6 protein-coding genes are annotated in these 6,070 nt (G+C 63.3%); 4 read left to right on the forward strand and 2 right to left on the reverse strand.

Annotation, left to right across the window (positions count from 1 at the left end):
• Window positions 1–34: 34 nt before the first annotated feature.
• Window positions 35–433 carry an MAPEG family protein gene (locus ACS3WB_RS10555; RefSeq protein ID WP_438275516.1) on the reverse strand — a complete coding sequence of 133 codons (399 nt, stop codon included), beginning with the start codon at window positions 431–433 and terminating at the stop codon, window positions 35–37.
• 87 nt (window positions 434–520) lie between these two features.
• Between ACS3WB_RS10555 and hemH the strand changes: the two genes are divergently transcribed.
• The 3 genes from hemH (at window position 521) to ACS3WB_RS10570 (ending at window position 3,275) form a co-directional block, all read left to right on the forward strand.
• Window positions 521–1,558 carry a ferrochelatase gene (gene hemH, locus ACS3WB_RS10560; protein ID WP_438275517.1) on the forward strand — a complete coding sequence of 346 codons (1,038 nt, stop codon included), beginning with the start codon at window positions 521–523 and terminating at the stop codon, window positions 1,556–1,558.
• A 259-nt stretch (window positions 1,559–1,817) separates the two neighbouring features.
• Window positions 1,818–2,813, forward strand: a complete 996-nt coding sequence (locus ACS3WB_RS10565) for an SPFH domain-containing protein (protein ID WP_438275518.1) — start codon at window positions 1,818–1,820, stop codon at window positions 2,811–2,813.
• Window positions 2,814–2,831: 18 nt separating this feature from the next.
• Window positions 2,832–3,275, forward strand: coding sequence for an NfeD family protein (locus ACS3WB_RS10570; protein ID WP_438275519.1), 444 nt, complete (start codon window positions 2,832–2,834; stop codon window positions 3,273–3,275).
• Between the two features lie 18 nt (window positions 3,276–3,293).
• Here ACS3WB_RS10570 and ACS3WB_RS10575 read toward each other — a convergent pair whose 3' ends face one another.
• A complete protein-coding gene (locus tag ACS3WB_RS10575) occupies window positions 3,294–4,307 on the reverse strand; it encodes a KpsF/GutQ family sugar-phosphate isomerase (RefSeq protein WP_438275520.1) in 1,014 nt (337 codons plus the stop codon).
• Between the two features lie 189 nt (window positions 4,308–4,496).
• On the opposite strand from ACS3WB_RS10575, the gene ACS3WB_RS10580 reads away from it, so the two are divergent.
• On the forward strand, window positions 4,497–6,070 hold a 1,574-nt coding region (locus tag ACS3WB_RS10580), incomplete at its 3' end, for an outer membrane beta-barrel protein (RefSeq protein ID WP_438275521.1).

Raw genomic sequence — 6,070 nt, forward strand, 5'->3', positions numbered from 1 at the left:
CGGTGTTCTGTTTGGGAGACCCGGTTCGGAATATTCAGAAATGTGCATAGCGCCGGATCAGCGGGAGGAAGAAGATCGCGGTGTTGATCGCAAAGCCGAGGCCCCAGAGGATCGAGCGCAGCGTCGGCCGGTCGCCGATATAGGTGAAAACGTAAGCGGCACGGACGATCAGGAACAGAACCGCCAGTTCGTCGATCAGATGCTGGGGAACGGCGCGAAATTCCGCAAGCAGCACGGCTGCCGCGAAAAATGGAAAGGTTTCGATGCCGTTCAGGTGCGCCCCGAGCGCGCGGGCGCGCAGCGGATCGGCGTAGAATCCGGGATCGCGCGGACGGGCATTGTCGAAGCCGGGAGAGCCCATCGCCTTGAACGGCACGATCGTTACCAAATACAGAACGACCGCCCCGAAAACGCACCATTCGGCGACCGTCATGGCAATTCCCTTCGCGGCCAGTTTCGAAGACAGTAGCGGCAGTTGCGCGGGCTTGACAATAACGGGCAGGCGCGCGAATCCAGACGGATGACGGTTGTTATTCCTATCGCAAAGGCCAGGACCGCGGCGGGCACGCCGCGGGGACGCGTCGGCGTTCTGCTCGTCAATCTCGGCACGCCTGACACCGCCGACGCCCGCGGCGTGCGCATCTATCTGAAGGAATTTTTGTCCGATCCGCGCGTCATCGAGAAGCAGGGCCTGGTCTGGAAGCTGGTGCTGAACGGCATCATTCTGAATACCCGCCCGCGCCGCAAGGCGCTCGACTACCTGAAGATCTGGAACACCGAGCGCAACGAGTCGCCGATCAAGATCATCACGCGGGCGCAGTCGGACAAACTCGCGGCGGCTATCGCAGACCACGATCACGTCGTCGTCGACTGGGCGATGCGCTATGGCAATCCCTCGATGCAATCGCGCATCGCGGCGCTGGCGGCCCAGGGTTGCGACAGGCTGCTGGTGGTGCCGCTCTATCCGCAATATTCGGCGGCGACCTCCGCCACCGTGTGCGACGAGGCATTCCGTGTGTTGAGCGATATGCGCGCGCAGCCGACGCTGCGGGTGACGCCGCCGTACTACGATGATCCCGACTATATCGACGCGCTGGCGGTCTCGATCGAGCAGCATCTCGCTTCGCTGCCGTTCACGCCCGAAATCATCATGGCCTCATTCCACGGCATGCCGCAGGCCTATATCGAAAAGGGCGACCCCTACCAGGGACAATGCGTCGCGACCACTGAGGCCCTGCGCAAGCGGATGGGACTCGATGCGTCCAAACTGATGCTGACCTTCCAGTCGCGTTTCGGTTTCGACGAGTGGCTGCAGCCCTACACCGACAAGACCGTCGAGAAATTGGCGAAGGACGGCGTGAAGCGGCTGGCCGTCGTCACGCCGGGCTTCTCGGCGGATTGTCTGGAGACGCTGGAGGAAATCGCGCAGGAGAATGCGCATATCTTCCGCCAGAACGGAGGCGAGGAGTTCACTGCCATTCCATGCCTGAACGACAGCGATCCTGGCATGGATGTGATCCGGAAGCTGGTGCTGCGCGAACTTCAGGGCTGGATTTAGAATAGATCGTCATTCCGGGGCGGTGCAGAGCGCCGAACCCGGAATCCGGCCAGATCGAATGCGTCATTTGATTGCTGGATTCCGGATAGCCGCTCCGCGGCTTCCGGAATGACGGTGCTTTGTCACCGCCTCGTTTTTCGCTAATCGAACCATACATCTTTGAGTGGCGACCAAACCGGGAGTTTTGCTGCCTTTCAGTCCGCGCCAGACGATACGGCGCACGCGTTTCTCGAAGGGCGATCCCCCGCAGGAGACATTCATGACCGGGTTCGATATTTTCGCGATTGTTTTCGTGGCGCTTGTGATCCTGACGCTGCTGGCCGGCGTCAAGACCGTGCCGCAGGGCTACGACTGGACCATCGAACGGTTCGGCAAGTACACGCGGACGCTCGATCCCGGCCTCAATCTCATCGTGCCCTATATCGACCGGGTCGGGCGCAAGATGAACATGATGGAGCAGGTGATCGAAATTCCCAAGCAGGAGGTCATCACCAAGGACAACGCCACCGTCACCGTGGATGGCGTGACTTTCTATCAGGTATTCGATGCCGCCAAGGCGAGCTATGAGGTGGCGAACCTCAACCAGGCGATCGTGACGTTGACCATGACCAACATTCGTTCGGTGATGGGCGCGATGGACCTCGACCAGGTGCTGTCGCATCGCGACGAGATCAACGAGCGGCTGCTGCGGGTGGTGGACGCCGCGGTGTCGCCGTGGGGCCTCAAGGTCAACCGCATCGAGATCAAGGATATCGTGCCGCCGGCCGACCTCGTGCAGGCGATGGGCCGGCAGATGAAGGCCGAACGCGAGAAGCGCGCGGACATTCTTCAGGCCGAAGGCCAGCGCCAGTCGGCGATCCTTAAAGCCGAGGGCCAGAAGCAATCGCAGATCCTCGAAGCCGAAGGCCGCAAGGAAGCCGCCTTCCGCGATGCCGAGGCGCGCGAGCGATCGGCGGAAGCGGAGGCCAAAGCGACGCGGATGGTGAGCGAGGCGATCGCCAAGGGAGACGTGGCGTCGCTGAACTACTTCATCGCCGACAAATACATCAAGGCCTTCGGCCAGCTTGCCAACTCGCCGAACCAGAAAGTCGTGATGCTGCCGTTGGAGGCCACCAGCATGCTGGCCTCGCTGGGCGGCATCGGAGAGATCGCCAAGGCAACCTTCGGCGACAGCGCGGCGCCGGCGGCGGCCACGCGGCGCGGCGCGGTGCCGAGCGCTGGCGCGCCGGCCCAGACGGTCCCGCCGCAGGGTTAGGATCAGGAGCGTCTTTCCATGACCGACATGTTCGTTTCGCTGGGGACGTGGAACTGGCTCATCTTCGGTCTCATCCTGATGGGACTCGAATTGCTGACGCCGGGCGTGTTCCTGTTCTGGCTCGGCCTTGCCGCGTTCCTTGTCGGATTATTGTCGTTCGCCCTCGATCCGGCGTGGCAGATGCAGATCCTGATGTTCGCGGTGTTCGCCGTCGCGGCAGTGCCGCTGTGGCGGCGCATGGCGCGGGCAAAGCCCGGGGCTGCCGACAGCCCGTTCCTCAACAAGCGCGCCGACGCGCTGGTCGGTCGCGTCTTCACGCTGGAGAAGCCGATCGTCGACGGGACCGGCACGGTGCGCATCGACGATACCATCTGGCGGGTGGCGGGACCGGATGCGCCGGCGGGCAGCCGGGTGAAGGTCGTGAAAGCCGAAGGCGCGCGCCTGACGGTGGCTGTGGCGTAGCAACCCGGCCCGCGGCGATTACGCCACGCCGGCGCGCAGCAGGTCGTGCAGATGCACGATGCCGACGGGCTTTTTTTCGTCAGTCACGATCAGCGCGGTGATCTTCGACGAGTTGAGGATTTCCAGCGTCTCGCCGGCCAGAAGGTCGCGTCCGATCGTCTTGGGGTTTTTGGTCATGACATCGTCGACGCGCGCGATCATCAGGTCCGCGCGCATGTGACGGCGCAGGTCGCCATCGGTGACGATGCCGACGAGGTGCCCCTGGCCATCCACGATGCCGACGCAACCGAAGCCCTTCGAAGTCATCTCGACCAGGGCCTCTGACATTTTGGTGCCGAGCGGCTTCAGCGGAACGGAGTCGCCGCTATGCATGAGGTCGCGGGTGTATTTCAGCAGCGCACCGAGCTTGCCGCCGGGATGCAGCACGCTGAAGTCGACCGAGGTGAAGCCGCGGCCTTCCAGCAATGCGATGGCGAGCGCGTCGCCGAGCGCAAGCTGCATCAGCGACGACGTCGTCGGCGCGAGATTATGCGGGCAGGCTTCGCGCGCCTTGGGCTGCAACAGCACGACATCGGCCGCCTTGCCGAGCGTGGACTCGCGGTCGGCGGTCATCGCGATCAAGGCGATACGAAAGCGCTTGGCATAGGTGATGAGGTTTTTCATCTCCGGCTGCTCGCCGGACCACGACATCGCCAGTATGACATCGTCGGCGGTGATCATGCCGAGGTCGCCGTGACTGGCTTCAGCCGCATGGACGAAAAAGGCCGGCGTTCCGGTCGAAGCGAAAGTCGCCGCGATCTTGCGGCCGATGTGGCCGGACTTGCCGAGACCGGTGACGATCAGCCGCCCTTTGGCGCTGCGGATCATGTCGGCGGCAGCGGCGAATGCAGGGCCGAGATCGGAATTCAGGGCCGCGGCAAGCGCAGTCACGCCGCCGGCCTCAGCCTCGAACGTCCGCAACGCGGACTCGATCGCGGCCCTCGCCTGATCGGTCATGGCGGGTGTCGTCGGTCGTGATTTTAGCGAGGTCATGCCTGATTCCGCGATGAGACGGATGAGCGCCGTTGCGATCTGCTTAGTTAGCACGCCTGCGTGTACGATGCGATGCAGCATTCCCGGTCTCAACGGCCCATTAACCATAATTGTTTTAACTCCATTAACGATAGCCGCCCTTCACGGCGTGTTTCGTAAGCGCAGGTTTCTGCTGGAGTTTTTCGGGTCGTGACTTTGGGGCCAGCGACGGGCTGCCGCCAGCGCGCATTAATATGGCGTGCGGCTTTGGCCTGCCTTGTCTTCATCGGTCCCGGATGTCTGGCGGCCGAGGCGCAAACGCTCACCCGCGATCTGATGAATCCGGTCCGTGGCGAATTTTTTCAACCGCAGGATTCCGATCTGCGCCGGATCAGCGATGCGGGAGGCGTCGATAAACCGGCGTCGACCTCGTCGACAGCCGCCCCCTCGCGCATCGGCCGGATTCCCGATTACGGCGTGTCGGCGGCAGTGGGGGCCGGCGATACCGGTTACGACTCGCTCAATCGCAAGCGCAAGAAACCGAAGCCCTATCCCGGTGCGCCGAAACCGAAGCTACCGCCGGGCCCAGGCAACTTCGTCGCCGTTCCACCGCCGCCGCCATTGTCAGTGCCGCCGTCGTCGACCGCCAACAAGCCTCCGATCGCACCGGCGATGGCAGGAAACGTGGGCGGACAACCCGCGCGCCGCCGCCTGAAGCGTGACGACGATCCGTTCGGCGCCGTCGGCAATTACGTCGGAGGTTTCCTCGTCAAGTCGGCGGTGGAATTGTCGGGCGGCTACGACACCAATCCCGGCCGGTTCGACAAGCCGAAGGGGTCGGCATTCTATATGGTGTCGCCCGAATTCGTGGCCGCCTCCGATTGGGAACGCCACTCGCTCATCGCCGATCTGCGCGGCTCGTTTACGGGATACGAGAGGTCGTTTCCGCCGAGGGTCGACAATTTCGGTCAGCCTGTCGTCTCGCCGGTGCCGACGAATGTAGATCGGCCGGATTTTACCGGAAAGGTTGATGGACGTCTCGACGTGACGCACGATACCCGCGTCAATTCGGAACTGCGGTTGCGGATCGGTACCGACAATCCCGGCAGTCCCAATATCCAGGCCGGTCTCGCACGGTATCCGCTTTTTGCGACCACCGGCGGGACGGCCGCCATCGAGCACGACTTCAACCGCCTGCAAGTCTCGTTGAACGGGACCGTGGACCGCACGACGTATCAGGACTCGCGGCTGACGGACGGCACTTCGACGCCCAACGACGACCGCAACTTCAACCAGTACGGCGGCATCGCGCGCGTCAGCTACGATCTGATGCCCGGGGTCAAGCCGTTCGGCGAAGTCGAAGCGGACACACGCGTTCACGACACGCGGCTCGACCGCAACGGTTTCCAGCGCGATTCCAGCGGCGGTTATGCCAAGGCCGGGACCAGCTTCGAGTTCACGCGGCTGCTGACCGGCGAGGCCTCGATCGGCTATGCCGCGCGGAGCTACGCCGATCCGCGCCTCAACCAGTTGACCGGCCTGCTCACCAGCGCGTCGCTGGTGTGGTCGGCGACGCCGTTGACCACCGCGAAGTTCATCTCCGTCACCTCGGTGGACGAATCCACGCTGGCCGGCGTCTCCGGCGTGCTGACGCGCACCTATACCTTCGAGGTCGATCACGATTTCCGCCGCTGGCTAAGCGCGGTCGGCAGATTCACCTACGGCACGCAGGATTATCAGGGCTCAACCCGCTCCGATGAGATCTACTCGATCTCCGGCGATCT

The sequence above is a fragment of the Nitrobacter sp. genome (assembly GCF_051535215.1).
Classification (GTDB): domain Bacteria; phylum Pseudomonadota; class Alphaproteobacteria; order Rhizobiales; family Xanthobacteraceae; genus Nitrobacter.

What these genes read in the sequence shown, in the direction of transcription:
- ACS3WB_RS10555 (WP_438275516.1), bottom strand. Translation starts at nt 433, where the DNA reads ATGACGGTCGCCGAATGGTGCGTTTTCGGGGCGGTCGTTCTGTATTTG.
- hemH (WP_438275517.1), top strand. Translation starts at nt 521, where the DNA reads ATGACGGTTGTTATTCCTATCGCAAAGGCCAGGACCGCGGCGGGCACG.
- ACS3WB_RS10565 (WP_438275518.1), top strand. Translation starts at nt 1,818, where the DNA reads ATGACCGGGTTCGATATTTTCGCGATTGTTTTCGTGGCGCTTGTGATC.
- ACS3WB_RS10570 (WP_438275519.1), top strand. Translation starts at nt 2,832, where the DNA reads ATGACCGACATGTTCGTTTCGCTGGGGACGTGGAACTGGCTCATCTTC.
- ACS3WB_RS10575 (WP_438275520.1), bottom strand. Translation starts at nt 4,307, where the DNA reads ATGACCTCGCTAAAATCACGACCGACGACACCCGCCATGACCGATCAG.